Below are 23,210 nucleotides of genomic sequence, written 5' to 3'. Positions count from 1 at the left end.
GGCATGGGCGTGTCGATCGACGAGCAGGTGACGGAGTCGGCGGCGATACTCACTGTCAACGCCGGGTCGTCGAGCCTCCGCCTGGATCTGGTGGAGGGCGGTTGCGTGCTGGACAGCGTGCGCACCGAGCGCGCCGTCGACCCCGGCTCGGCCAGGAGCGAGCTGTCGTCGTTCCTCGGCGGGCACTTCGGGCGCGACATCCGCGCCGTGGCGCACCGCCTCGTGCACGGCGGCGATCTCGTCCGCACCCCGACCGTGGCCGACGACGAGACGGCCGAGGGGCTGCGGGGCCTGACGAGCCTGGCGCCGCTGCACCTGCCGCCGGCGCTGGCCCTGCTGGACGCGGCCCGCGCGGAGCTGCCGGCCCTGCCGCACGTGCTCTGCCCGGACACCGCCTTCCACGCCGGCCTGCCGGAGGAGGCCGCGGTCTACGCGCTGCCGCTGTCCTGGCGGGAGAAGTACGGGCTGCGCCGCTACGGCTTCCACGGCCTGTCGTACGCGTGGGCGGCCGACCGGGCGGCCGAGCTGCTCGGCCGGCCGCCGGCGGAGCTGGATCTCGTGCTGACGCACCTGGGCGGCGGCTGCTCGGTGTGCGCGGTGTCGGGCGGGCGCAGCCTGGACACCTCGATGGGCTTCACCCCGCTGGAGGGGCTGCCGATGTCCCGGCGCTCGGGCAGCGTGGATCCCGGGATGCTGATGTGGCTGCTGGGGCCGGGCCATCTCACGGTGGATGAGCTGAGCGAGGGGCTGGAGCGCCGCTCCGGCCTGCTGGGGCTGTCGGGCGGCTTCTCCGGGGACACGCGCGAACTGGTGGCGGCCGCGCGGGAGGGCGACTCGGCCGCGGAGCTGGCGCTGGAGGTGTTCAGCCACCGGGTGGCCAGGGAGATCGCCGCCGCGGCCACCTCGCTGCGGCGGATCGACGCGCTGGTGTTCACCGGGGAGATCGGCTGGGACCAGCCCGAGGTGCGCGAGGCCGTCTGCGCCCGCCTCGGGCTGCTCGGCATCGAGCCTCCCTCGCTCGGCAACCGCCACGACGACGGGCCGGTCAGCGCGTACGACGCGGCCGTCCCCGTCATGGTGGTGCAGGTGCGCGAGGAGCTCCAGCTGGCCCGCGAATGCCTGCACGTGCTCGCGGAGGAGGACGAATGACGGTTCTCGACGAGGTACGCCGCTCGGCACTGCCGCTGACCGGCCCGGGGGACCTCGACCCGCTGATGGAACGCGTGGGCGAGGCGAGGTTCGTGCTGATCGGCGAGGCCAGCCACGGGACGCATGACTTCTACGCCTGGCGGGCGGAGCTGACCCGCCGGCTGATCGCCGAGAAGGGATTCGGTTTCGTCGGGGTCGAGGGCGACTGGCCCGACTGCGAACGGGTGCATCGGGCCGTGACCGGCGACACCGATCCCTTCGAGGCCCTCTACGCGTTCGAGCGCTGGCCGACGTTCATGTGGGCCAACGAGGAGGTCGTGCAGTTCTGCCGGTGGCTGCGGCGCTACAACGCCGCGCTGCCGCGCGAGGAGCGCTGCGGCTTCCACGGCCTGGACGTCTACAGCCTGTGGGACTCGCTGCGCGCCGTACGCCGCTACGCCGCCGCCCGGCTGCCGCACGAGATGGAGCCGGTCATCGACGCGTTGTACTGCTTCGAGTCCTACGGCCACGACCCGCAGCAGTACGGCCTGGCCACCCGGCTGGTCCCGGAGGGCTGCGAGGACGAGGTCGTGCAGCTGCTCCAGGCCGTGGTCCGCGCGGCGCCCGGCGACGAGCAGGGCTTCAGCGCGCGCCAGAACGCCGAGGTCGTGGCGGGGGCCGAGCGCTACTACCGCTCCATGATGCGCGGCGGCCCCGAGTCCTGGAACGTCAGGGACGTCCACATGGCCGACACCATGGCCCGGCTTGCGGACTTCTCCGACGCCAAGGGCGTGGTGTGGGCGCACAACACCCACGTGGGCGACGCCCGAGCCACGGACATGGCCGCCGCGGGCATGACCAACCTCGGGCAGCTGGCCCGGGAGCGCTACGGTGACGACGCGGTGCTGGTGGGGTTCGGCACCCATCGCGGGTCCGTGGTGGCCGCGACCGCCTGGGGCTCGCAGCACCACGTCATGCGGGTGCCGCCGGCGCGGCCCGCGTCGCTGGAGGCGCTGCTGCACGAGGCCGTCGTCGAGCCCGAGGTGCTGTTCGTGGTCCCGCCCAAGTGGTCCAGGCCCGCCTGGTACGACGAGCCGATGGGGCACCGGGCGGTCGGCGTCGTGTACCACCCCGAGCGGGAGCTCAGGGGCAACTACGTGCCCACGGTGGTGGGCGGCCGCTACGACGCGTTCATCTGGCTGGACGAGACCAGGGCGCTGCACCCGCTGCACGGCGAGCCGTGGGGCGACGCCGAACCGGCGACATATCCGACCGCCATGTGACCTTGTCGGTGCCAGGTGGTTGGATCTGCGGTGTGGAGGCGTCGGTCGAGCAGCTCGTCTACGTCCGGGAGGACGAATACACCGTCGCGCGCATGAGCGCCGACGGCGAGCCCGACTTCGTGGCCACCGGGCGGGCGCTGGCGGGGGCGCAGCCCGGCGAGACGCTGCGGATCTTCGGCGAGTGGGGCCGCCATCCCCGCTACGGGCGGCGCTTCGCGGTCAGCGGGTGCGAGCGCATCGTGCCCTCGTCGGTCCGGGCCATCCGGATCTACCTGGGGTCGGGGCTGATCAGGGGCATCGGGCCGCGCCTGGCGTACGCGATCGTCGACCACTTCGGCGAGGCCACGCTCAAGGTGATCGACAGCGAGCCCGAGCGGCTCACCGAGGTCGTCAACATCGGGCCGCTGCGGCAGGGGCAGATCGTCCAGGCGTGGCAGGAGCAGAAGGCGATCGCCGCGCTGATGGTGACGCTGCAGGGGCTGGGGGTCAGCCCGCTGCTGGCGGCCAAGATCTACCAGGTGTTCGGGCAGGACGCCGACGAGGTGCTGGCCACGGACCCCTACCGGCTGATCGGGCGGGTGCGGGGGATCGCGTTCCGGATCGCCGACAAGATCGCGCTGCAGTCGGGGGTGCCCGAGCGCAGCCCGCAGCGGGTCAAGGCGGCGCTGCTCGACCGGCTGGAGGCGGCGGGCAGCCGCGACGGCCACTGCTTCGTGCCGGTGCCCGCGCTGGTGCGGGAGACGGCGGAGCTGATCGAGCAGGACCAGGAGCTGGTGCGCCCGATGATCGACGCGCTCGTGGCCGACCGCCGGGTGGTCGTGGAGGCCGCGCCGGGCCAGCCGGGCCAGGCGGTGGCGTACGCCAAGCACGTGCACAGCAGGGAGGCGGCGCTGACCGAGCAGATCGCCCGGCTCATGCGGGCCCGCTCGACCCTCCCCCTGCGCGCCTTCCCCGACGACCCCGGGCTCCACGAGGACCAGCAGGCCGCCGTCAACATGGCTCTGACCAGCACCGTCTCCATCATCACGGGTGGTCCCGGGTGCGGCAAGAGCCACACGGTGAAGGCCATCGCGACCACGGTCAGGGCGGCGGGCGGCACGGTCACGCTCACCGCGCCCACGGGCAAGGCGGCCAAGCGCCTGTCGGAGCTGACCGGGCTGCCGGCGATGACCATCCACCGGATGCTCGCCCGCCAGCCCGATCCCGACCCGGAGACGCTGTTCGACGAGACGCCGTCGCAGGCCGACCTGATCGTGGTGGACGAGGCGTCCATGCTCGATCTCCACCTGGCCACCCGGCTGACCGCCGCGGTGCCGTCAGGGAGCCATCTGCTGCTCATCGGCGACGGCGACCAGCTGCCCAGCATCGGGCCCGGCGACGTGCTCGCCGACCTGCTGCGCGTGGAGGCGGTCCCGCGGGTCCAGCTCACCCACGTCTTCCGGCAGGCGGGCGGCAGCGGCATCATCGACGCCGCCCACCGCATCCGCGCCGGCCGGCTCCCGGTCAGGACGGCCGGCGGCGGGTTCTGGTTCGAGGAGCTCGACGACCCCGCCCAGGTGGCGCGGCGGGTGGCCCATCTGGCGATGGTGGCGATCCCGCGCAAGCAGAACGTCGAGCCCGACCAGGTGCAGGTGCTGTGCCCGATGCGCAAGGGCGAGACGGGCGCCACCGCGCTCGGCCGCCTGATCCAGGACCAGCTCAACCCGGCCGCCGACGACAAGCCGGAGCACTGGTCGGGCGCGTCGGTGTTCCGGGTGGGCGACCGGGTCATGCCGATCCGCAACAACTACGACAAGGGCGTCTTCAACGGGGAGACCGCCACGGTGACGGCGGTCGTGCAGGAGGAGCGCACGATCGAGATCCTGACCGACGACGGTGAGCGGGTGCGCTACGGCTTCGACGAACTCGACGACCTGACCCACGCCTACGCGATCAGCGTGCACCGGTCGCAGGGCAGCGAATACCCGTTCGTGGTGGCGCCCGTCGTGGCCGAGTCGGGCGGGATCATGCTGCGCCGCAAGCTCCTCTACACGCTGGTGACCAGGGCGAAGGCGTGGGTGGTGCTGGTGGGCCAGCGGGAGGCGCTGGAGCTGGCCGTCCACCGGATCGGCCACCGGCGCAACACCGGCCTGGCCCGCCGCCTGGCCCTCGCCCTGGAAAGCTAGCCCGGCCCCTCACCGTGGACGCCGGCCCGGTGGCCGCCCTCGTCCGGGACGAGGACGGCCGCCGGTCTCAGCTCAGGTGGCTCCCTTTCCGCCGGCGGAGCCGGCCACGTCCTCGGCCATGAGGGCCAGGACTTTGACATGGCCGACGGTGAAACGCCGAGCACCTTCGGGCTGGGTGAGCGCGAGGCCCGACTCGGCCGCCGGCACCAGCGGCCCGCGCAGGGCTCGCAGGATCTGTGCGCGCCCGGCCTCCGGCAGCCCTCTCAGGTCGACGCTTCCGAGACCGGCGCTGAGGACCAGCGAGAGGTGTTCTCTGGTGGCCGCGTCCTCGATGGTTTCCAGCAGGAACTCGACCACCCACTCGAACACCCCGAACGACGCGGTCCACGCGTACTCGTCGGAGACGAAGATGTCGTTCGCCATCAGCCACCCACGATGAAGACGTTGCGTCCCAGCGGTTCGATGAACGCCTTCACCGTCGCGATCTGGGCGGACGAGAGCAGAGAGACGTCGACCGGCACGAACTGCGCCTTCCCCAGATGCGACTGAATCTGACTCTGCAGGCTCGGCCAGCTCCGCTCGAAGAACTCCGAGCTGAGACCGCTGCCCACCGCGTCGTAGGACCGCCCGTACTGGTCGAACCAGTCCTCGCTCGTGCCGTTGGACCGGCTGAGCCGCACGCCGCGCTCGGACTCGATGCGGAGTGCGGTTTCCATCTCGGCTTTTCTGAATCCCTTCTGCGCCGCGTCCCAACCTAGCGCCCTGCGGCGTACCAACTCCACGAACTCGGCTCTGAGGCTGCCGAGCGAGACCTTGGCGCCCTCGAGCGCCTCGAGCTCGCGCACCGCCTGCGCTTCGAGCCCGAGCACGGTCGCCTGGTCGAGGCCGGCCTCGGCCTCCAGGCCCGCCACGGCCTCCTCGGCGCCGACTCCCGTGCGGATGGAGTTCCGGAAGGCGAACACGCTCTTCGCGATCTTGCCGATGACCACCGGGCCCAGGATCTCGCCAGCCACCCAGGCACAGCCCGAGGCCTTGAAGTTGGCGCAGTCGATGAAGTCGCCGAGCACGGCGTGCACCAGGTTGTTGAACGACTCCTGGATCACCTTCCGCACGTCCATGTGCAGCGTGCGGTGCTCGATGAAGTCGACGTCCTTGACGAGCAGGTTGTAGCGGGTGCACTCCGCTTCGGTCGCGCTCGTCATCTGGCACGTCGCGAGGTTGTAGTACACCGTCCCGTGGATGTGCAGCGGGATGTCGATGTCGCAGGTCCCGTCGCCGCCCCAGCCGGTGGTGCACGACCCGTTCCAGGAGTCCACGGTCAGGTCGGTCGCCACCTCCGTCAGCGCGAAGCCGCCGTCCCAGGTGGCGATGCGCTGGGTGTCCCGGGTCTGCTGGCGGGCCTGCGCCTCGGCCCTGATCGCCGCGGCCTGCGCCTCCTCGGCGCTCTGCCGCGCGTTCTTGGCGGCTTCCTCCGCGGCGGTCGCGTCCGCTTCCGCCTTGGAGGCGACGTCGCGGGCGGTGGCGGCGTCCTGTTCCGCGGCGCTGGCGGCGTCGCGGGCCGAGGCGGCGTCCCGTTCGGCCTCGTCGGCCGAGTCGCGGGCGTCGCCGGCGTAGCCTTCGGCGGCGGTGGCGGCCTTGTCGGCGGCCGCGGCGTCGGCGGTGGCGCGGCGGTCGTACTCGACTGTGTTGGCCTCGGCCTTCACCGCCGCCTTGGCCGCCGCTGCCGCCTCGTCCGCTGAGGCCCGCGCCTGGGCGAGGGAGGCGACGGCCTTGGCCGCGGAATCCGCCGCGTCGGCCGCCGCGATGGCGGCCGCCTTGGCGTCGGCGTCGGCCTGGGCCGCCAGCGCCGCGGCCTCGGCGGCGGCCTTCTTCGCCTGGGTGGCCTTGGCCTGGGCGACGGCGGCCTGCTGGGCGGCCAGCGTCTTGGACGCCTGCGCGGTCAGCACGGCCAGGCCCGCCGAGGCGTCGGTCTCCTTGTACGGGGAGCCGAGCTCGATGGCGTCGTTGGCCGGCTTGATGACCTGGGCGGAGGAGTCGCGGGCGGCCAGCGCGGCCTGGGCGGTGGCGTAGGCGAACCCGGCGGTCTTGACCGCGCTGACATGCGCGGCGTCGGCCTCTTTACGGGCGACGACGGCGTCCATCTTGGCCCGCACCGCGTTGGCCATGGCGGTCTTCGCGTACTGCTCGGCATCACGGACGTTGATGGACGCATCCCACGACGCCTTGATGGCGTCGGCCGCCGCGGCGTGGGCCTTCTTGACCGCCGCGTTGGTGATCGTGACGTCGCGCTGGGCCGCGTCGGAGGCGGACCTGGCCCGGGCCGCGGAGGCCTCGGCCCGCGTGGCCGCCTCGCGGGCGGCGGACGCGGCCGCGGTGGCCTGGTCGGCGGCGGCGCGGGCGTTGGTCGCGGCGGTGGTCGCCCGGTCGGCCGCGGAACGCGCCTGGGTGGCGGCGGTCCTGGCCCCCTCAGCGGCATCGGTGCCCTCGGCGGCCGCGGCGTACGCCTCGCGGGCAGAGGCCTTGGCCTGCAGGGTGTCCCGGGTGCTCTCGGCCTCCAGGGCGGTGGTACGGGCCGCGGCCGCCTTACGCTCGGCCTCCAGCGCCGCTTCCTTCTTGTCGGCCGCGGTGGCGCCGGCGCCCTGGGCGGCGCTCAGCGCGTTGGCGGCCGTCTGCCGTTCGGACTGGGCCCGCTGTTCCGCGGCGGCGGCGTTGGCGCGCTGCTCGGCGGCGATGTTCTTCTGCCGTTCCGCGTTGTCGCGCTCGGACTCGGCGATCTCCCGCTTGGCGCGGGCGTCGTCGGCCGCCGCCTTCGCCGTCTGCTCGGCGGCCTCGGCCCTGGCCTGGGCGTTCTTGGCCTTGGTCGCGTTCTCGGCCGCGAGAGCCGCCTGCGCCGCGGCGCCGTCGGCGGCGGCCTTGGCCTGCGCGGCGGCCTCCTCGGCGGCCATCCGCCGGAACTCCGCCCGTGAGGCGTGCGCCTGCGTCTCGGCCAGCGCCATCAGCGTCTTGCTGTCGGCGGCCGAGGCGCGGGTGGCGTTGCCCGCGGTCTCGGTGGCCTTGGAAACGGCCTGCGTGGCGGCGGCCGAGGCGCGGGCTACCTGGACGGCCTGCTGCCCGTAGAGCAGGCCGCGGCCCCGTGGCAGCCCGGCGGCGTCGGCGATCGCGTACGCGGCCTGCTGGGCCGTGACGGCGGCGGTGGCGTGCCGCTGGGCCGACTGCGCGGCCCGCGAGGCGACGAACACCCGGCCCAGAGCCATCGCCTGGGCCTTGACGATGTCGTTCTTGACCTTGGCGAACTCCGCCGCGCTCGGGTAGGACAGGTCGTCCGGCGACTGCTTGAGCCAGTACGCCTGCCATTCGGTCAGCCGGCTCGCGATGATCGACTGGCCCAGCGCCTCGCCCAATGCCTGGGAGGCGACCTGGAGGTCGGCGGCGGCCCCGGCCTCCTCGTTGAGGATGGTGTCACGCTGGGCGCGCTGGCCGTCGACCTCCTGCTGCCACTCCTGCGAGGCGGCGGCGAACTCGGCCTTCAGCACCTCGTGCGGGTCCGGCGGGTTGGCGGTGGTGCAGGAGGCGTAGCGGGCCTTGAGGTTCTCGACGTCGACCCGGAACTCCATGCTGTCCGGATCGGGCGCGCCGGTCGGGAAGCCGCCGCGCTCCAGGAAGGCCCGCGCGTCGTCGGCGTACATGGGGTGGTCGGCGGTCAGGTCCTTCCACGCCTGCCGCCCCTCCTCGTCCTCGCCGCCGGCGGGGTAACGCTCCTCGGCGATCTTGTTGACCGCGTCCACGGACTCCTTGGCGGCCCGCGGGGTCTGATCGGCGTAGAAGTCGTCCTCGTGCTGCCAGTACTGGTTGGAGATCCAGGTGGACAGGCCCACTTTGGTGAACGGGTTGTCCTTCTGGTCGATCCGCTGGAACTGGACGTCCGTATAACCCTTCGGGGGCGGGACGGCGAGCGACCCCTCCCAGACGTAGTGCCGGTCGTTGAGCTCGTTCAGCTTGACCCCGGTCCGCTCCTCGTCCTTGTCGAAGGCGGCGTGCAGCGGGGTCGGCGGGTCGGCCCAGTAGTCGTCGGCGGCGTTGCGCAGCAGGACGTCGTCGGTGCCGCCCAGCCCGGCGCGGGCGACGGCTTTGAGGTCCTGGCCGCCCCTGCGTTGCGCGGTGGTGAGCAGGCACTGGGCCGCGCGGACCGACGCGGCGTGCGCGAGGTCGTACTCGGCGGCGTCGGCGAAGGCGGCCGCCGGGCGGGCGCCGGGCAGGGGCACGACCTGCGCGGAGAGGACGGTGATGGAGGCGAGGGTCGCGGCGGCAGCGCGAAGCCATCCCGATAAAGGGCGCCGTGATGTGGTGGTGAACATGGTCAGCTTTCAGCCGTTGGTTACGGGGACGGGTGCGCTCAGAAGAAGGCGTTGAAGGCGTTCCAGCCCGCGTTGCCGATCTTCTCCTTGGCCGCGAAGGGGGCCGAGGAGACGCCCGTTCCCTTGAAGAGCCAGAGCGCGCCGGCGGAGTCGCGGGCGATCAGGTCGGCCTTGCCGTCCCCGTTGTTGTCGCCGGTCGAGACCAGCGCGGTGTAGGCGTCCCAGCCGGTGCCCGCGCTGACGCGGGCGCCCAGGATCTGGTTCTCGGTGACGCCGCCCGTTCCCGGATAGAGGTAGAGGGTGCCGGCGGTGGTCCTGGCCAGCAGGTCGTTCTTGCCGTCGCCGGTGTAGTCGCCGTACCCGGCCAGGGCGTCCATGCCGTTCCAGCCGGCGGTCCCGGCCTGGACCCGGGCCGCGAGACCGCCGTCGGAGCGGCCGGGGTAGAGCCACAGAGCGCCGGCGGTGTCCCGCGCGATGATCTCGGGCGAGGCGCTGCTGCCCATGTTGCCCGGGGTCATGATCAGGTTGTACTGGTCCATGGTCGAGGCGACCGGCATGGTCGAGGTGCCGCGTTCGGCGGTGTAGTAGAGCTCGCCGCCCAGGCGGAAGAACAGGTCGTTGCCGGTGCCGTTCTCCGAGGTGGTGGCGCGCAGGATCGCGGTCGCCGCGGAGAAGCCGCCGCCGAGGTCGACGGGGGTCTGGAGGCCGCCGGTGCCCTTGGGCTCGTAGGCGAGCAGGTGGCCGTCGCTCGCCCTGCGGACGAACAGGGGCAGCATCGGCGCGCCCGCCGCGGTGGCGGACGCGGCGGGCGCGGTGAGCAGCGAGCCCAGGACGGTGAGCAGAGCCAGCGCCGCCAGCGTTCTGGTACGGACTGGCGCCCAGCGTAAGAATGTGGACATTCGACGTGACCTCGTATGAGGAAGAGGTGAAAGGATCTTTCAGGACGGACCCGACCGTTGCGCAAAGCGCTACCGGATCGCTTCCGTTGCGCTTCCCGCGGGCGGCGTACTCGCTCTGCCCGCAGGAAGCACCACGGAGGGTGGCTCAGCCGGGTTCCGGGCGGGACAGCGACGTGGCCAGGAGCTCGGCCAGGTGGCGGGCCTGGCGGCCGGTGCGGGAGGCGGAGATCTGGGTGCGGCAGGAGAAGCCGTCCGCGAGGATCGCCTGGTCAGGCCCCGCCGCCCGGACGGCGGGCCAGACGGACTCCTCCGCGCAGGCCACCGAGACGTCGTAGTGCGAGCGTTCGAACCCGAAGTTTCCGGCCAGGCCGCAGCAGCCCGCGTCCAGGACCTCCGTGCGGATGCCGAAGCGGTCGAGAACGGCGCGGTCGGCGTCGTACCCCATGATGGCGCTCTGGTGGCAGTGCACCTGCGCCACCGCCTCCCCGCCCGGGGAGGCCGGGCGCCAGTCGGGCGCCCGCGACTCCAGCAGCTCGGCGAGCGTCAGCGTGCGCTCCGACAGCAGCCGCGTGTCCGGCGTGTTCAGCAGCTCCGGCCCGTCGGCGCGGAACACGGCGGTGCAGCTCGGCTCCAGCCCCACCACCGGGATCCCGGACTCCGCCCACGGCCGCAGCGCGCGCACGCTGCGGGCCAGCACCCGCCGCGCGACCCCGAGCTGTCCCGTGGAGATCCAGGTCAGCCCGCAGCACAGCGCCACCGGCGGCACGTGCACCTCGAACCCGGCCGCCTCCAGCACGCTCACCGCCGCCTGCCCGATGTGCGGGTCGAAGTTGTTCGTGAACGTGTCCGCCCACAGCACGACCTTGCCCCGCGTGCCGGGCCGCGCCGGGCCCCGCCGCTTGAACCAGTCGATGAAGCGCTCGTTCGCGAAACGGGGCAGCTCCCGCTCGGCCGCGACCCCCGCGACGGCCTTGAGCAGCCGCGACAGGCCCGGCGTGTGCGCCAGGGCGTTGAGCGGGCCGGGCATGGCGGAGGCGAGCGCCGCCCACATCGGCAGCCAGCCCATGGAGTAGTGCTCGCGGGGCCGGATCCGGCGCCGGTAGTGGTGGGACAGGAACTCGGCCTTGTACGTGGCCATGTCGACGTTCACCGGGCACTCGGACCGGCAGCCCTTGCAGGCCAGGCACAGGTCGAGCGCGTCGCGCACGGCGGCCGAGCGCCAGCCGTCCGTGATCAGCTCGCCGCGCACCATCTCCCCCAGCAGCCGGGCCCGTCCCCGCGTGGAGTGCTCCTCCTCGCGCGTCACCCGGTAGCTGGGGCACATCACCCCGCCCTCGAAGGTGTCCTGGCGGCACTTGCCGATCCCGACGCACCGGGTGGCGGCGTGCCCGAACCGGCCGTGGTCGCCCTGGTAGTCGAAGGACTTCTGCCGGGGCTCCAGCGGGTAGAAGTGCCGCTGGGCGAGGTCCTGGTCGAGGCGGTTGGGGTGGACGACCTTGCCGGGGTTCATCCGGTTGCGCGGGTCGAAGACGGCCTTGAACCGGCCGAACGCCTCCACCACCTCGTCGCCGTACATGCGCGGCAGCAGCTCGGCCAGCGCCTGCCCGTCGCCGTGCTCCCCCGACAGCGAGCCGCCGAAGGCGGCCACCAGATCGGCCGCCTCCTCCGCGAACGCCCGGAATCGGGCGATTCCGTCGTCGGTGTGCAGGTCGAGCGGGAGCCTCCCGTGCACGCATCCCTGTCCGAAATGCCCGTACAGGGCCGAGCCCGCGTAGCCGTGGCGGCGCAGCAGCTGCTCGTAGTCGCGCAGGTACGTGCCCAGCCGCTCGGGCGGCACGGCCGCGTCCGACCAGCCCTCGTACGTCTCCCGGCCCTCCGGCGGGTACGCCTCCACGCCCAGGCTGGCCTCGCGCCAGCGCCACAGCTCGTCCTCCTTGGCCGGGTCGCCGAGGAAGGTGTGGGTCGCGTGCCGCCCCACGTCGCGCATCAGCCCCTGCGCCCGTTCGAGCGCCTCCTCGGCGGTGTCGCCGCCGAACTGCACCAGCAGCCACCCCCGCCCCTCCGGCAGGTCGCGGAGCGCGGGATCGTCGGGCCGCTCCTGGCGGGCGAGCCGGCACATCCGGTCGTCCATGGCCTCCAGCGCCAGCGGCCGGTGCCCGGCCACGGCGGGGACGGCGTCGGCCGCCGCGAAGATGTCCTCGAAGCCGAGCACCGCCAGCGACCGCGCGGCCGGCCTCGGCACCACGGCCAGCTCGGCGCGCAGCACGGTCACCAGCGTGCCCTCGCTCCCGACGAGGGCGCGGGCCAGGTTGAAGCCGTTCTCGGGCAGGAGCTGGTCGAGGTTGTAGCCGGAGATGCGCCGCTCCAGCTTGGGGAAGCGGGTGCGCACCAGCTCCATGGTGTCGTCGCGCAGCTCGCGCAGCTGCCGGTAGAGCTGGGCCGGCCGCCCGCCCACGGCCTGGATCCTGGCGTACTCGTCGTCGTCGGTCGGGCCGACCCACATGCGCACGCCGTCGTAGGTGAGGATCTCCAGCCGCAGCACCGACTCCGACATCTTCCCGTACGCCTGCGCGGACGCCCCGCACGAGTTGTTGCCGATCATGCCGCCGATGGTGCAGGTCGGATGGCTGGACGGCCGGGGCCCGACCATCAGGCCCTCCGGCTCCAGCACGTGGTTGACCCCGTCCAGCACGGCGCCGGCCTGCACCGTGATCCGCCTGCCCGCGACGTCCACGGACTCGACCGCGCCGCAGTGCTTGGACCAGTCGATCACCACGGCCACGTTGCAGCACTGCCCGGCCAGGCTGGTGCCACCGCCCCGGGACAGCACCGGCACGTCGCGGGAGCGGCACGCGGCCACCGCCGCCACCCCGGCGTCGAGCGTGTAGGGCACCACGACGCCGATGGGCACCTGCCGGTAGTTGGAGGCGTCCCGCGCGTAGGCGGCGCGGCTGCCGGTGTCGAACCGGATCTCGCCGTCGACCGTCTCCTCCAGCCGCCGCTGGAGCGGCTCCACGTCGATCTCGAGCGGCCGGCGCGGGCGCGCGGCCGGTGTTCTGATCAGGCTGTCCATAGCTTCGCCCGCCATCGTCCGCCGCCCGGCCCTAGACGCCGAGCAGATCGGTGAGGTCGTCGGCGTGCTCTTCTTCCTCTTCGAGGATCGACTCCATGAGCCGCCGCGTCGTCGGATCGCCCTCGCCCAGCCAGCGGATGATCTCCTGGTAGGTGGAGATGACGATGCGCTCGGCCCAGAGGTTCGCCTCCAGCAGGCCGCGCAGGTCGGTGTCGGCGGGGACCTGGTAGTCGGTGTGGGAGCGCTGCACGAGGCTGGCGGGGTCGAAGTCGGGCTCCCCTCCGAGCTGGCTCACGCGCTCGGCGGCGCGCAGCGCGTGCTGCAGCTCCTCCTGGGCGTGCTCGGTGAACTCCGCCGACACCTGCGCCCGGTCGATCCCCTTGGCCGAGATGGCGTGCCTGGTGTACCTGAGCCAGCACACCACCTCGGTCGCGATGACATCGTTGAGGATGTTGATGACCTTCTGCGGGTCGTGCCCGAAGGTGCCCGTGATCGGACCTTCGTTCATCTTCTGCCGCACTTGGTCACGGATTCTGGTGACGTCCAGCACGAAGTCGTCGGTGTGGCTCATGTCTGTCCTGTCCTTCCCCCGGCAAGGAGTTCCCCCAGGTCAAAGGTAACTTTGCGGGACGTCGCAGGCGGGCTGCGACACCCGGGGACAGTCACGTCGAAACCCGGTTGACGGGCGCGGGATCATGGCGGTGATGGACGAACGGCGCTTGATACGCGTTTCCAAATATCTGGCCAGGCACCTGCGGCACGACCCGGGGCGCATCGGCCTCACGCTGGACCCGAACGGGTGGGTGCCGGTGGACACCCTGCTGCGGGCGGCGGCCGAGCACGGGTTCCCGATCACCGCCGCGGAGCTGTGGAAGGTCGTCGAGGCCAACGACAAGCGGCGCTACGCGATCGAGGACGGCCGGATCCGGGCGAGCCAGGGGCACTCGGTGCCGGTGGATCTCGACCTGCCCGCCGTGCGGCCGCCCGAGGTGCTCTACCACGGCACCGTTGGCCGGTTCCTGGCGGCGATCAAGGAGGAGGGGCTGCGGCCCATGAACCGGCACCACGTGCACCTGTCGCCCGACCGGGAGACGGCGACGCGGGTGGGGGCCCGGCGGGGCGTGCCCGTGGTGCTGGTGGTCGCGGCCGAGGCGATGCACGCCGGCGGGCACGAGTTCCGGGTCAGCGCCAACGGGGTGTGGCTGGCCGACCACGTGCCACCCGGCTACCTGCGGTTCCCCTCCTGACGGCGGGCGCGCAGGGTGTCGCGGGCGGCCATCAGCGCGAAGCCGAGCAGGTTGGCACCCTGCCACGCGGCCGGTGACGCGGCCCGCTCGTCCGAGGCCGCCAGCCCGATGCCCCACACCCGGTCCAGCGGGCTCGCCTCCACCAGGACCCGGCTCGACGTGCCGAGCAGGAACTCCGCCAGGTCGTCGTGCGCCCCGAACTTGGCGACGTTGCCGCGCACCACGATGCCGAAGCGGTGGGCGTCCCACGTGGGCTCGTCGAAGCCCCGTACGGTCCGGCCCAGCGCCTTGGCCTCGCCCGGGTGGCCGGCCTCGAGGATCTTGTCCGCGCTCTCCCCGTCGCCGAACAGCCACGCCTTGTGCGCCATCATGTAGTGCTCGGCCGAGGCGTACGTGTGGCCGTCCTCCGTGAAGGTGACCGGCCACCACTGGCTGAGGCAGCCCGGTCCGACGCCGCCGTCGCGGGCGGGCTGGTGGCCCCAGAAGTACAGATATTTGACGTGCCGGCCGGACCGCTCGGCGGCGACGGCCTCGTCCACGGTCATGGGAAGTTCGTCGGACATGTCCCCGTACCTTACGCTCGCGAGCCCGCTCTCATGAGGCGGTCGGCGACCTCGCGCAGCACCGGCACCAGCTCGGGCGGGTCGAGCACCTCGAAGTCGAAGCCCTTGGCCGCGACGTGGATCGCCAGCTCCTCCAGCGAGTTGGAGCCGGCCTCGAACAGGCACGTGCGCTCGTCCACCGCCGCCAGCCGCCCGGCCCCCGGCGAGGTGCGCGGCGCGACCGCCTCCATGGGCGCGTGGAAGAGGATGCGCGCCCGGTAGCGGTAGGGCGCGGAGGTGATGGCGCGCGAGACGTACGCGGCCACGTCCTCCTGGGGCGCCGCACGCGGCGTGAACCGGGCTCCCGGCTCCCCCAGGGGATCCTCGATCCGGTCCACCCGGAACGTCCGCCAGTCCTCCTTGGCCACGTCCCACGCCAGCAGGTACCAGCGGCGCGGCGTGTGCACGAGCCGGTGCGGCTCCACCTCGCGCGCCGTGACGCCGTCCCGCCCCCGGTAGCGCAGCCGCAGGCGCCGGTGGTCGCGGCAGGCGGCGGCGAGCCCGGCCAGCACGTCGGCGTTCACCTCCGGGGCCGCCGCGCCCGCCAGCGGCACCGTCGCCGCCTGGAACGCGCTCACCCGGTGCCGCAGCCGAGACGGCAGCACCTGGTGGAGCTTGGCCAGCGCCCGCAGCGCGACCTCCTCCAGCCCGGCGACGCTGCCGGTCGCGGCCGTACGCAGGCTGATCGCCACGGCCACCGCCTCCTCGTCGTCCAGCAGCAGCGGCGGCAGCGCGGCGCCCACGCCGAGCCGGTAGCCGCCGGCCACGCCGGGGGTGGCGTCCACGGGATAGCCGAGCTCGCGCAGCCGCTCGATGTCGCGCCGCACGGTGCGCAGGCCGACCTCCAGCCGTCCGGCCAGCTCGGCGCCGCTCCAATCCATGCGCGACTGGAGCAGGGACAGCAGGCGGAGCAGCCGCGCCGAGGTCTCCAACATGAGGATGATTCTGCCGGACATCGGTGCCAGAACCTGTCACCAATCCCTTCTACTGTCTCAGGCATGACGAACAGCGGCATCACCCCCTATCGCATCGACATCCCGCAGGCCGACCTCGACGACCTGCGCGAGCGCCTCCGGCGTACGCGCTGGGCCCCCGAGCTGCCCGGCACCGGCTGGGAGCGCGGCGTGCCCACCGGCTACCTGCGCGACCTGGCCGCGTACTGGGCCGACGGCTTCGACTGGCGCGCCCAGGAGGCGGCGCTGAACGCGTACCCGCAGTTCACGACCACGGTCGGCGGCGCGGACGTGCACTTCCTGCACGTCCGCTCCGCCGAGCCGGACGCCACCCCGCTGCTGCTCCTGCACGGCTGGCCCGGCTCGGTCGTCGAGTTCCTCGACGTCATCGGCCCGCTCACCGACCCGGTCGCGCACGGCGGCGCCGCCGCCGACGCCTTCCACCTGGTCATCCCGTCGCTGCCCGGCTACGGCTTCTCCGGCCCGCTGCCGGGCGCCGGCTGGACGGACGGCCGCACGGCGGCCGCGCTCGTGGAGCTGATGTCCCGGATCGGGTACGAGCGGTACGGCGTCCAGGGCGGCGACGTGAGCGCCTTCATCGCTCCCCTGATGGGCCGGGCCGCGCCGGACCACGTCGTCGGCGTGCACGTCAACGGGCTGCTCACCTTCCCCGACCCGGCCGTGACGGGCTCGCTGAACGAGGCCGAGCAGGCGCGGATGGCCGGGATGCGGGAGTGGCAGGACAAGCTCGGGGCGTACATGCAGCTGCACGGCACCCGGCCGCAGACCATCGCCGCCGCGCTGCACGACTCGCCGGCCGGGCAACTCGCCTGGATCGTGGAGAAGTTCAAGGACTGGACGGACCCCGAGGCGAAGCTGCCCGAGGACGCCGTGGACCGCGACCGGATCCTCACCGACGTCAGCATCTACTGGTTCACGCAGACGGCGGGGTCGACGGCGCACACGTACTACGAGCGGTTCAACGACTTCAGCGCGTGGGCGCCCAGGGAGCGGGGCACGGTGCCCACCGCGGCGGCCGTCTTCCCGACGGACTTCTCGGTGCGCCCGCTGGCCGATCGGGTGCACAACGTGGTGCGCTGGACGGAGTTCGGCCGCGGGGGCCACTTCGCGGCGCTGGAGACCCCGGACCTGCTGGTGACGGACCTGCGCGAGTTCTTCGGCCGGCTCCGCTAGGGCAGCTCGGCGAAGCGCTCGATCTGCTCGGTCCGGCCGGAGACGAGGACGACGTCGCCGTAGGACAGCTCGGTCTCGGCGGTGGCGTAGGTGAACTCCTCGCCCGGCGCCTTGACCGCCACGATCGTGACGCCGTACTTGCGGCGCAGGTTGGAGCGGCCGAGCGGGACGCCGACGTATTCCTTGGGCGGGGTGGTCTTGGCCAGCGCGAAGTCCTCGTCCACCTGCATGTAGTCGAGCATGCGCCCGCTCACCAGGTGGGCCACCCGCTCGCCCATGTCGTGCTCGGGGAAGACGACGTGGTGGGCGCCGATGCGGCTCAGGATGCGGCCGTGCTGGGTGCTGATCGCCTTGGCCCAGATGTCGTTGATCTCGAGCTCGACCAGCAGCGACGTGGTGAGGATGCTCGCCTCGATGTCACCGCCGACGGCCACCACCGCCTGGTAGAAGTCGGGCACGCCGAGCTGGCGCAGCGCCTCCATGTCGGTGGCGTCCGCGGTCGCGATCTGCGTGATCCGCCCGGCCAGGCTCTGCGTGACCTTGGGCCGGTGGTCGATGGCTAGGACCTCGGTGCCGCGCCGGGTCAGCTCCAGCGCCAGCGACGTGCCGAACCGGCCGAGGCCGATGACCACGACGGGGTTGTTGTCAGCCAACGATGACTCGCTCCTCGGGTAGCTCGTAATGTCGGGAGCGCTGGTTGAGCGCCAGCGCGGAGCCCATGGTGAGCGGGCCGATCCTGCCGATGAACATCAGCACCGTCAGCAGCAGGTGACCGGCCACGCCCAGGCTCGGGGTGATGCCGGTGCTCAGCCCCGCCGTGCCGAACGCCGCGACCACCTCGAACAGCACCTGGTCCAGGCCGTGCGGGGTGAGCGCGAGCAGCACGTACGTGGACACGGCGACCAGCGTGACGCCCAGCACCGTGATCGTGACTGCCTGGCGCTGCGTGGCCTCGGGGAGCCTGCGATGGCCGATGTTGACCCGGCTCTCGCCGCGCACCTCGGCCCAGACGACGAACGCCAGCAGCCCGAACGTGGTCACCTTGAGCCCGCCCGCCGTGCCCGCGCTGCCGCCGCCGATGAACATCAGCACGTCGGTGGCCAGCCAGCTCGACGGGTACATCTGGGAGATGTCCAGGGTGTTGAACCCGGCCGAGCGAGGCATGACCGCGGCGAAGAACGCGGCCAGCAGCTTGCCGGGATCGTCGAGCGCGCCCAGCGTGCGGGGGTTGCGCCACTCGGTCATCAGGAAGACCAGGGTGCCCAGCACCAGCAGGGTGACGCTCACGCCCACGGTGACCCGGGTCAGCACGCTCCACTTGCGCGGGTGGCGCCAGGAGCGGGCCAGCTCGAACACCACGGGGAAGCCGAGCCCGCCGACGATGACCGCGAGCGCGATGGTCAGGCAGATCCACGGGTCGGCGACGAACCGCATGAGGTTGTCCGGCCAGAGCGCGAACCCGGCGTTGTTGAAGGCCGTGACCGCGTGGAAGGCGCCCAGGTAGGCGGCCCGGCCCAGCGGCTCGCCGTACCCGATGGCGAACCGGGCGGTGAGCACGACGGCGGCGACGACCTCGCACACGAGGCTGAACAGGACCACCTTGCGCACGACGCGGCGCACGTCGCTCATGCTCAGCGTCTTGGTCTCCGCCTGCGCCGCGATCCTGGCCCGCAGCCCGAGCCGGCCGGAGACGAGCAGGGTGAACAGGGTGGCCATCGTCATGATCCCCAGCCCGCCCACCTGCACGAGCCCCGCGATCACCACCTCCCCGAACACCGACCAGTGCGACTCGGTGTCCACGATCACCAGCCCGGTGACGCAGACGGCCGAGGTGGCGGTGAACAGGGCCACGACCCAGTCGGCGGGCGCGCGCTCGGTGGTGGCGATCGGGAGGGCCAGCAGCACGGTGCCGATCCCGATGGCCAGCACGAACCCGGCGGCCACGACCTGAGCCGGGTGCCGGAAACGGGTCAAGAACGACGGCATCATGCTCATCACCTGGCCCCGCCACACAGGTCACGCATCGAGAGCGCCTCCCCCGTCGAACCCCAGCCGAAATCCGAGCCGACCAGACTTCCCGGCGCACCGCGCACTACCGTAACAGGCCCGGGTGACGCCGGCGCACTTACGCGTCCTTGACGCGAACCCTGCGCGCTTTTGACGCCCCCGCCTCCCGCCGGAGGCAGGCGGCGGCGACGTAGGCTGGGCGCCGGAGGCCACTGATGCGCGCACGCGATCTCGCCGTCGATTTCCCGACGGTCACTCTGGACACCCCGGCGCTGGAAGCCGCGAAGCTCCTGGCGGAGCAGGACCTGCCGGGGCTCATCCTCGTCGATCCCGACGGGCGCCCCCTCAGCATCCTGCCCGGCACCCAGGTGCTGCGGCTGGCGGTGCCCGCCTACTGCCAGGACGACCCGGCGCTGGCCCGGGTGGTGGACGAGGCCCACGCCGACCTGTTCCTGCGGCGGCTCGGGGGCAGGACCGTGCGGGAGTGCCTGCCCGAGCAGCCGAAGGAGCTGCCGGTCGCCGACCTGAAGGCGACCGTGCTGGAGCTGGCGGCGTTGATGGCGCGCACGCGCAGCCCGCTGGTCGCCGTGGTCGACGGGGGCCGGCTGGTGGGTGCGGTCACGCTGCAGTCGCTGCTGGACCATGTCCTGGAGCTGTGACCCGCGCGGCGTCGTAGGCTGGTCGCATGGCCAAGACCGCGGCACGACAGCCCGTACCCGCCCGGCGCGCGGACGCCGAGCGCAACATCGCCGCGATCCTCGAAGCCGGCACCAGGTTGCTCAGCGCCGATCCCACGGCCAGCGTGGCGGACGTCGCCAAGGCCGCTGGGGTGGGCCGGGTGACGCTGTACGGCCACTTCCCGTCGCGGGAGGCGCTCGTGGACGCGGTGCTCGACCACGCGGTCGAGGTGGCGGACGCGGTGCTGGCGGACGACTCGCTCGACACGGCCCCCGCGCCCGAGGCCATGGCGCGGCTGCTGCGCTCGTCGTGGGAGGTGCTCGACCGGCACCGCCGGCTGTTCGTGGCCGCCGACCGGGTGCTGGCCACGGAGCGGATCAGGGAGCACCACGAAAGGCCGCTGCGGCGGGTGGAGCGGCTCATCGTGCGCGGGCAGCGCACGGGCGAGTTCCGTACGGACCTGCCGTCGGAGTGGCTGGTGACGACGTTCTTCTCGATCATCCACGCCGCCGCGCAGGAGCGTGAGGCGGGGCGGCTCGTGCCCGAGGAGGTCGAGCTGGTGCTGACCAGGACGATGCTCTCGCTGCTCGCCCCCACCCGGCCGTAACCCTACCGGCCCTGACCGCGGGCTCCCGCGGCCCTTCAGCATGCCCTACCCACGTATGGTTCATGCGTGCTAACTTGAACATCAGTGTTCAAGTTAAGGAGGGTATCCGATGAGCCTTGATACGGCTCCCGCCGGGCGGCGCACCGGCGGATGGGGTGTGCTGGTGCTGCTGTGCCTGGCCCAGTTCATGCTGATCGTGGACATCACCGTCGTACAGGTGGCCTTGCCGACCATCGGCGTGGACCTCGCGCTCGACCGCGAGTCCCTCACCTGGGTCGTGACCACGTACACGCTCTGCTTCGGCGGGCTGATGGTGCTCGGCGGGCGGCTCGCGGACGCGCTGGGCGCGCGCCGCACGCTCCTGGCGGGCCTGGGGCTGTTCACGGCGGCCTCGCTGCTGTGCGGGCTGGCCGGCAGCGGCGCCGCGCTCATCGCCGGACGGGCGCTGCAGGGAGTCGGCGCGTCGCTGCTCTCCCCCGCCGCGCTGGCCGTGATCACCACCACCTTCACGGGTGAGCGGCGCGGCCGGGCGCTCGGCGTCTGGGCGGCCATCGGCGGCACCGGGGCGGCCCTGGGCGTGCTGGTCGGCGGCGTGCTGACCGCCGGGCCGGGGTGGTCGTGGGTGTTCTTCGTCAACGTCCCGATCGGGCTGGTGGTGCTGGCGGCCGTGCCCGCCCTGGTGCCGCCCGCGCGCGGGCGGGGCGAGCGGGTCGACGTGCCCGGCGCGCTGGTGGTCACGCTGGCGACGGCGCTGCTGATCTACGGGCTGGTGACGGCCGGCGACGCCGGCTGGGGCGCTGCGGGCACGGTGCTGCCGCTGGCCGGTTCGGTGCTGCTTTATGTCCTGTTCGTGGTGGTCGAGCGGTCGGTACGGTCACCGCTGATGCGCGCCGAGACCCTGGCCAGGCGGCCGGTGATCTCGGGGACGTTCGTCATGCTGATGGCGACGGGGCTGATGCTGGGGCTGTTCTTCCTCAGCTCGCTCTACCTCCAGCACGTGCTGAGGTTCAGCGCGCTGGAGACGGGCCTGCTCTTCCTGCCCGTGGCGATCGCGATCACCATCGGGGCGCAGCTCGGCGGGCATCTCATCGGCAGGATCGGCGGGCGGCCGGTGGCGGTGGCGTCCTTCGTGCTGACCGCGGCGGGGGCGGCCCTGATGACGCGCATCTCACCGGACGCGAGCGCGTACACCACGCTGCTGCCGGGCTTCGTCCTGGCGGCGCTGGGCATCGGGCCGGCGTTCGTGACGGCCACCACGACGACCATGGCGAACATCCCGCCCGGCGAGAACGGCGTGGCGTCCGGCGTCATCAACACCTTCCACGAGCTCGGCGGCTCGATCGGCGTGGCCGCCGTCTCGACGGTCGCCGCGTCGAGCCTCGCGCCCGGCTCGGCGGGAGGCGTCGGAGGTTTCGTCGCGGGGCTCACGCTGTGCGCCGTCGTCGCGGTGGTCGCGGCGGCCGTCTCGCTGGGGCTGGTGCCGCCGGGCCGACCGGCCGCGGCGTTCGTCGGCCACGGCCACGGTCACGGTCACTGACGAAAAACCGGGATATCGCCAACGTCTCCGGCGCATTATCCTTCATTGATGGTCAACTTAAGCCGGGCGAGAGCGGTGAAGGCATAGATGCCGCGACTGAGGCTGGCGCACCAGCAACTGCCCGGCGTGACCGTGATCGCCGTGATCGGTGAGATGGACGCCGCCAACCGCGCCCAGCTCGAGGCGTACATCGCGCGGGTCCAGCCGGCGCCCGCGGGGAGGCTGGTGTTCGACCTGTCGGAGGTGCCGTTCATGGACAGCTCGGGTCTGCACGTGCTGCTGACCTGCGCCACCAACTGCCTCAAGGACGGCGGCGCGGTCCACCTGGCCGCCGTCCAGCGCATGCCCGCCCGGCTCTTCGAGCTGACCGGCGTCATCGCCCACGTGCCCGTGCACGACACGGTCGAGGGCGCCATCACCGCCGCCCTGGCCTCCTAGGAACGCTCCACCCGGGCGGGCTCCGGCCGCCCGGCCGAACCTCTTGTGATCAGCCGGCGCCGAAGCACATGAACGTGGCGGCGGGCTCCCCCGCCGACGCCGCCGCCAGCGCGTCGGCCGGGGCCGCGCCCTCGGCCACGCCCCGGTGGTAGGCCGTCATGACCGCCTCGGCGACGTGGTCCGGCACCCGGGTGGGGCTGGAGATGACGGTGGACGTGCCCAGATGGAGCAGCGCCGCGGTGAAGCCGAGCAGTTCGTCCCCCGCCCGTACCACCGCCTGGCCCACGTCGCACGCCGACAGGACGACGTGCCCGGGGGCCCGGCCGAGCCGCTGCAGGTCGTACGCCATGAGCGGCCCGTCGGCCAGGTCCAGGCGGGAGAAGAACACGTTCTCGCGCTCGTGGTGCCCGTGCGCGGCGAAATGGGCGAGGGACGCGCCGTCCAGCGCCTCCAGCGTGGCCGACACGGTGGCCAGCCCGCCGCTGAGCCGGCGCGCCTTGGGGTGCACGGCCGCGAGCCGCTCGACCTCCGTCTCGGCGTGGTCCAGGCCGGGCCCGGCGACCAGGACGGGCGGGCCGTCGGGCCCGTACGGCGCCCGCCCGCGCCGGGCCGACAGCCACACCAGCGCGGACGGCGCCACCACCAGGGGCCGGCCGCGCAGGTCGGGCAGCAGGCCCCAGGGCACGGCGGACAGGCCCATCGTCGGGATGACGACGATCCCCCGCGCGCCGGACAACACCTGCCGCAGGGGCGCCATGACCGCGCCGGTGATGGTCGCCAGCTGCCGCCGGACGGACGCCTCGATCACCTCTCTCAGCGCGGGCCGCAGGGTGCGCCCGGCCTGCGCGTTGAGGTCTCCGGCCAGTCGGCGGGCGGCTTCGGCGACCGGTTCGTACGCGCTGAGCTCGTACAGATGGCACCGGCCGCGCACGAGCACCAGCGCCAGCAGCCTGCCCCCGACGTTGAGCAGGCTGACCATGGCATCGTCGCCGGCCGCCAGCGCCTCCTCGACCGCGCCGACGGGGGCGGGGGCCAGGCCGGGGC

At 73.0% G+C, this 23,210-nt stretch carries 19 protein-coding genes; 9 read left to right on the top strand and 10 right to left on the bottom strand.

Going from position 1 to position 23,210, the window contains the following annotated elements; all coding sequences use genetic code 11:
• Window positions 1-3 precede the first annotated feature (3 nt).
• From ACWEPL_RS24815 to recD2, 3 genes are read left to right on the top strand one after another with little or no spacing between them, the layout of a single operon-like run.
• On the top strand, window positions 4-1,149 hold the full coding sequence (locus ACWEPL_RS24815) for an acetate/propionate family kinase (RefSeq protein ID WP_363974631.1): 1,146 nt from the start codon (window positions 4-6) through the stop codon (window positions 1,147-1,149).
• Window positions 1,146-2,411 carry an erythromycin esterase family protein gene (locus tag ACWEPL_RS24810; RefSeq protein WP_363974634.1) on the top strand — a complete coding sequence of 422 codons (1,266 nt, stop codon included), beginning with the start codon at window positions 1,146-1,148 and terminating at the stop codon, window positions 2,409-2,411. The genes ACWEPL_RS24815 and ACWEPL_RS24810 overlap by 4 nt, the downstream gene beginning before the upstream one ends.
• Before the next feature lie 32 nt (window positions 2,412-2,443).
• Window positions 2,444-4,576: an SF1B family DNA helicase RecD2 gene (gene recD2, locus ACWEPL_RS24805; protein WP_452437552.1), complete on the top strand. Its 2,133-nt coding sequence runs from the start codon at window positions 2,444-2,446 to the stop codon at window positions 4,574-4,576.
• Window positions 4,577-4,648: 72 nt separating this feature from the next.
• On the opposite strand, the gene ACWEPL_RS24800 is transcribed toward recD2, so the two are convergent.
• The 5 genes from ACWEPL_RS24800 to ACWEPL_RS24780 form a co-directional block, all read right to left on the bottom strand.
• Window positions 4,649-4,999 carry a hypothetical protein gene (locus ACWEPL_RS24800; protein ID WP_452437551.1) on the bottom strand — a complete coding sequence of 117 codons (351 nt, stop codon included), beginning with the start codon at window positions 4,997-4,999 and terminating at the stop codon, window positions 4,649-4,651.
• A complete protein-coding gene (locus tag ACWEPL_RS24795) occupies window positions 4,999-8,931 on the bottom strand; it encodes a hypothetical protein (RefSeq protein WP_452437550.1) in 3,933 nt (1,310 codons plus the stop codon). The genes ACWEPL_RS24800 and ACWEPL_RS24795 overlap by 1 nt, the downstream gene beginning before the upstream one ends.
• Before the next feature lie 38 nt (window positions 8,932-8,969).
• Window positions 8,970-9,830 (bottom strand): FG-GAP-like repeat-containing protein, encoded by an 861-nt coding sequence (locus ACWEPL_RS24790; RefSeq protein ID WP_452437549.1) that lies wholly within the window; start codon window positions 9,828-9,830, stop codon window positions 8,970-8,972.
• A 145-nt stretch (window positions 9,831-9,975) separates the two neighbouring features.
• Window positions 9,976-12,903 (bottom strand): FAD-binding and (Fe-S)-binding domain-containing protein, encoded by a 2,928-nt coding sequence (locus tag ACWEPL_RS24785; RefSeq protein ID WP_452437548.1) that lies wholly within the window; start codon window positions 12,901-12,903, stop codon window positions 9,976-9,978.
• Window positions 12,904-12,934: 31 nt separating this feature from the next.
• Entirely contained in the window at window positions 12,935-13,474 is a 540-nt protein-coding gene (locus ACWEPL_RS24780) for a DUF892 family protein (protein WP_350727741.1), read from the bottom strand.
• 133 nt (window positions 13,475-13,607) lie between these two features.
• Between ACWEPL_RS24780 and ACWEPL_RS24775 the strand changes: the two genes are divergently transcribed.
• Window positions 13,608-14,150 carry an RNA 2'-phosphotransferase gene (locus tag ACWEPL_RS24775; RefSeq protein ID WP_452437547.1) on the top strand — a complete coding sequence of 181 codons (543 nt, stop codon included), beginning with the start codon at window positions 13,608-13,610 and terminating at the stop codon, window positions 14,148-14,150.
• Here the strand turns inward: ACWEPL_RS24775 and ACWEPL_RS24770 are convergent.
• Together ACWEPL_RS24770 and ACWEPL_RS24765 are read right to left on the bottom strand one after the other, a co-directional pair.
• Window positions 14,129-14,713, bottom strand: coding sequence for an NADAR family protein (locus tag ACWEPL_RS24770; protein ID WP_452437546.1), 585 nt, complete (start codon window positions 14,711-14,713; stop codon window positions 14,129-14,131). The two genes, ACWEPL_RS24775 and ACWEPL_RS24770, sit on opposite strands and share 22 nt — an antisense overlap.
• Before the next feature lie 11 nt (window positions 14,714-14,724).
• Window positions 14,725-15,687, bottom strand: coding sequence for a helix-turn-helix transcriptional regulator (locus ACWEPL_RS24765; RefSeq protein WP_452437545.1), 963 nt, complete (start codon window positions 15,685-15,687; stop codon window positions 14,725-14,727).
• A gap of 63 nt (window positions 15,688-15,750) precedes the next feature.
• Here ACWEPL_RS24765 and ACWEPL_RS24760 point away from each other — a divergent pair, with 63 nt between their 5' ends.
• Entirely contained in the window at window positions 15,751-16,899 is a 1,149-nt protein-coding gene (locus ACWEPL_RS24760) for an epoxide hydrolase family protein (RefSeq protein ID WP_452437544.1), read from the top strand.
• Here the strand turns inward: ACWEPL_RS24760 and ACWEPL_RS24755 are convergent.
• On the bottom strand, window positions 16,896-17,552 hold the full coding sequence (locus ACWEPL_RS24755) for a potassium channel family protein (RefSeq protein ID WP_357753897.1): 657 nt from the start codon (window positions 17,550-17,552) through the stop codon (window positions 16,896-16,898). The genes ACWEPL_RS24760 and ACWEPL_RS24755 overlap by 4 nt on opposite strands.
• Window positions 17,545-18,885, bottom strand: coding sequence for a TrkH family potassium uptake protein (locus ACWEPL_RS24750; protein WP_452437595.1), 1,341 nt, complete (start codon window positions 18,883-18,885; stop codon window positions 17,545-17,547). The genes ACWEPL_RS24755 and ACWEPL_RS24750 overlap by 8 nt, the downstream gene beginning before the upstream one ends.
• Before the next feature lie 236 nt (window positions 18,886-19,121).
• Between ACWEPL_RS24750 and ACWEPL_RS24745 the strand changes: the two genes are divergently transcribed.
• The 4 genes from ACWEPL_RS24745 (at window position 19,122) to ACWEPL_RS24730 (ending at window position 22,166) form a co-directional block, all read left to right on the top strand.
• Window positions 19,122-19,565, top strand: coding sequence for a CBS domain-containing protein (locus ACWEPL_RS24745; protein ID WP_350727734.1), 444 nt, complete (start codon window positions 19,122-19,124; stop codon window positions 19,563-19,565).
• 26 nt (window positions 19,566-19,591) lie between these two features.
• Window positions 19,592-20,191 (top strand): TetR/AcrR family transcriptional regulator, encoded by a 600-nt coding sequence (locus ACWEPL_RS24740; protein WP_363974669.1) that lies wholly within the window; start codon window positions 19,592-19,594, stop codon window positions 20,189-20,191.
• A 109-nt stretch (window positions 20,192-20,300) separates the two neighbouring features.
• Complete coding sequence (locus ACWEPL_RS24735) at window positions 20,301-21,728, top strand: MFS transporter (RefSeq protein ID WP_452437543.1); 1,428 nt, start codon at window positions 20,301-20,303, stop codon at window positions 21,726-21,728.
• 87 nt (window positions 21,729-21,815) lie between these two features.
• Window positions 21,816-22,166 carry an STAS domain-containing protein gene (locus ACWEPL_RS24730; RefSeq protein WP_452437542.1) on the top strand — a complete coding sequence of 117 codons (351 nt, stop codon included), beginning with the start codon at window positions 21,816-21,818 and terminating at the stop codon, window positions 22,164-22,166.
• Between the two features lie 49 nt (window positions 22,167-22,215).
• Here the strand turns inward: ACWEPL_RS24730 and ACWEPL_RS24725 are convergent.
• Window positions 22,216-23,210 (bottom strand): CHAT domain-containing protein (locus ACWEPL_RS24725; RefSeq protein ID WP_452437541.1); only part of this gene is annotated, 995 nt, incomplete at its 5' end.

It is taken from the genome of Nonomuraea sp. NPDC004186 (assembly GCF_053603495.1).
This window is presented reverse-complemented; position numbering and strand designations above follow the sequence as displayed.